The sequence below is a fragment of the Streptococcus parasanguinis genome (genome assembly GCF_001578955.1).
Taxonomy (GTDB): Bacteria; Bacillota; Bacilli; order Lactobacillales; family Streptococcaceae; genus Streptococcus; species Streptococcus parasanguinis_U.
This window is the reverse complement of sequence record NZ_KQ969692.1, coordinates 120,125-123,512: the sequence shown is the minus strand read 5'-3', so window position 1 is coordinate 123,512 and position 3,388 is coordinate 120,125. Positions and strand designations below refer to the sequence as shown.

Below are 3,388 nucleotides of genomic sequence, written 5' to 3'. Positions count from 1 at the left end.
CTTATGTCGCATCTGCTAAGGAAGTTCAATTTGAGACAACCTATGAAAAAGCCATGTCTCTCATTCCTGATTTTGCAGTGGATGACAAAAAGACATCTTTTGGAACTGTGGATCCCAAAGATATCGTTGCAGCATTAGGTAAAGCAACCCGAGGAGAGGCATCGTATAGTGACAGCAGTTCAAGTCCTTTTTTGCTGACCTTAGATTACCAATCAGATGATGCATATGGGAAGGTTCTCCTTGAAAAAATGGGTGCCTATTACAGGATTTCTCTTTTAAGTTTGAAACACTTAAAAAGTGATCGTTTTGCAAATAAGAATGGCAGTTTAACGAAGGACGATTTTACTAATATCAAAGTTGGGATGCCTTATTTAGATTTGCTTAATTCGGTGGGGATTCCAGATGAGGTAGATGTGTCCGGATTTTTAGGTTACGGTGAAGCACCGACCTTTACTTATCGATTGGCTGATTCCCAAACGGTTCAAATCCAATTTGATAGCCGGCAAACCATCAAGGATATCACACCTAAAGTGGAAGCGAGCACACCAGCTTCTTCTTCGACACCTACAGCACAGTAAAAACAGTTAGCCCGAATGAATTTGCCATAGAATAATAAGGAGGGAACAATGGGAAAGAAAGACTGGTCCCACCTACGAAATGAACACAAGAGTCGATTTGCGAAACGCCAGCTAGAAGAAGAAACTAGTCTAGTGAAAAGTTCCACTTCAACCAACCAGAGCATTGAAAATAGGGATGAATGGCTGGAAGATACGCTCCTAAAAGAAACAGAAGTGATAGAGTCCTCCGTTTTTCCTGAACCAGTGAAGCAAGTAGAGGAGCCAAAAAACCAACCGGCGCTTGGTACTGAGAAAGCTATAGATGAGCAAAAGGAAGTATTGCTTGAAGACTCGCCTGACAGACCGCTAACATCACAACCACCAACACAAGATGCAATAGAGCAGTTTCCTAAGGGCGAGGAAAGAGTAGAGCACCAGGGTGGGAGTCGCTTGATTTCAGAAGCTGACCTGGCTTCAATAGGGGGAGGCAGGCATTCAGAACCAAGACAAACGGTACTAGACTCCCAATCGGATAGGACGAAAACCTACTCTCCTTCCTCTAAGAGTGAAGGGTCTTCGCTAGCAGCCTTTTTTGGATTATTGGCCATGCTGGGCTTATTTGCCTATCTGGCTTCAGGAGGTATCCATAGTAAGGAAGCTCCTTCTTCTACTACTAGTGAATACGGAAGTCCTGGCCAGTCTTATGGAACCAGAAAGGAAACTTTGAAGAGTGGTACGAGTACCTTGATTGCACCGGAAGGTGAATTTCAGTTTCAAGTGACCTATGAGAAGGCGATTTCCCTGATTCCTGGTTTAAGTGAGGAGGATCAAGGCCGTACCTCTTCAACTTATCTGTCTCCGCAGGATGTGGTAGCTGTACTGGGCAAGGCTAGTAGTGGGGAAGAAACCTACCAAGAGGGTAGTGTCGGTCCTTTCATGACAAGCTTGGATTATGAGGCTGAAGGATCCCCTTCTTCTGTATCTGTTTTGCTTTCAAATATGATTAGTAGCCGTCTATCTTCTCTTAATTTTGAGAACCTAAACAGTGAGCGATTAGCCAATAAAAATGGCAGTTTGAACAGAGAGGATTTTGCCAATATTAAAATAGGAACCAGCTATGCAGATCTTGTGAATACCGTAGGAATTCCTAGCCGTGTTTCTTGGTCGAGTATGATGAGTTCAGAGTCTTTTTTAACCTTTCACTATAAACTTTCTGATTCGCGTTTAGTTACGATTCACTTTGGAAGCAATCGCACCATCAGTGAAATGACAGGCCTGGAGGATTCGTCTACAAGCACTTCGCCTTAGGTGTTCATCTCTTTGGGTTTGTGGTATAATATGGATACCTTTAATTGAAATGAATGGAGAATCTCATGACTGCACAAAAAATGTCTGCACAAGAAATTATCGCTTTTATTGGAAATGCAGAAAAGAAAACAAATGTGAAAGTAACCTTTGAAGGGGAATTGGCAACAGCTGTTCCTGCTTCTGTCACAAAACTAGGTAATGTGTTGTTCGGTGATTGGAAAGATATCGATCCCCTTCTTGCCAACTTAACAGAGAATAAGGATTATGTGGTTGAACAAGATGGCCGTAATTCAGCTGTTCCCTTGCTTGATAAGCGCTATCTAAATGCGCGTATCGAACCAGGCGCTATCATCCGTGACCAAGTGACCATCGAAGACAATGCTGTCGTGATGATGGGGGCTGTCATCAATATCGGTGCTGAAATCGGTGCAGGAACTATGATTGATATGGGGGCTATCCTTGGTGGTCGTGCAACAGTTGGTAAAAACAGCCACATCGGTGCAGGTGCCGTTCTTGCGGGTGTCATTGAGCCAGCTTCTGCTGAGCCTGTTCGGATCGGTGACAATGTCTTGGTCGGTGCCAATGCAGTTGTGATTGAAGGGGTTCAAGTAGGGAACGGATCCGTCGTTGCCGCTGGAGCTATCGTTACTCAAGATGTCCCTGAAAATGTGGTTGTAGCTGGTGTCCCAGCTCGCATCATCAAGGAAATCGACGAAAAAACACAACAAAAAACAGCACTAGAAGACGCCTTGCGTAATTTATAAGATATTGATAGTAGAGGCCGCAAGGCCTCTATTCTAATCTAATAGAAAGAAGACAACTATGACATTGGACTTAATCAAAATCAGACGGGATTTGCACCAAATCCCTGAAATTGGATTGGAAGAATTTGAAACCCAAGCCTACCTCTTAGAGCGAATCGCAGAGATCACAGCGGGCAAGGACTTTGTTGAGCAACGGACTTGGCGGACCGGGATCCTGGTTTATCTCCATGGATCTGCGCCTGAAAAAACGATCGGCTGGCGGACAGATATCGATGGCTTACCGATTGTGGAACAAACGGGCCTTGATTTTGCCTCCAAGCACGAAGGACGGATGCATGCTTGTGGTCATGATATGCACATGACGACAGCTCTTGGGCTTTTGGATCAACTGGTTCAAGTGCAACCAAAAAATAACCTGCTCTTTCTCTTCCAACCAGCTGAAGAAAATGAAGCTGGTGGGATGCTCATGTATAAGGACAATGCTTTTGGCGACTGGCTCCCTGATGAATTTTATGGTCTGCATGTGCGCCCTGATTTGAAGGTGGGAGACATTGCGACCAATACGGGTACCCTTTTTGCGGGGACCTGTGAAGTCAAGATTACCTTTACAGGTAAGGGAGGGCATGCTGCCTTTCCACATGAGGCCAATGATGCACTTGTAGCAGCCTCTTACTTCATTACCCAAGTCCAATCGGTCGTGAGTCGAAATGTCGATCCAATTGAAGGTGCTGTGGTGACCTTTGGTTCCATGCATGCAGG

The 3,388-nt window shown here is 44.7% G+C and carries 3 protein-coding genes and 1 pseudogene; all 4 read left to right on the top strand.

Annotated elements, in window-relative coordinates; translation table 11 throughout:
* A pseudogene (locus SPADD19_RS08790) lies at window positions 1-578 on the top strand (hypothetical protein); the annotation flags it as partial.
* 48 nt (window positions 579-626) lie between these two features.
* Window positions 627-1,865, top strand: coding sequence for a hypothetical protein (locus SPADD19_RS08785; RefSeq protein WP_061455815.1), 1,239 nt, complete (start codon window positions 627-629; stop codon window positions 1,863-1,865).
* Window positions 1,866-1,930: 65 nt separating this feature from the next.
* Window positions 1,931-2,629 carry a 2,3,4,5-tetrahydropyridine-2,6-dicarboxylate N-acetyltransferase gene (dapD, locus tag SPADD19_RS08780; protein WP_061455814.1) on the top strand — a complete coding sequence of 233 codons (699 nt, stop codon included), beginning with the start codon at window positions 1,931-1,933 and terminating at the stop codon, window positions 2,627-2,629.
* Between the two features lie 58 nt (window positions 2,630-2,687).
* Window positions 2,688-3,388: amidohydrolase (locus SPADD19_RS12905; protein WP_241496560.1), on the top strand; the 701-nt coding region annotated here is incomplete at its 3' end.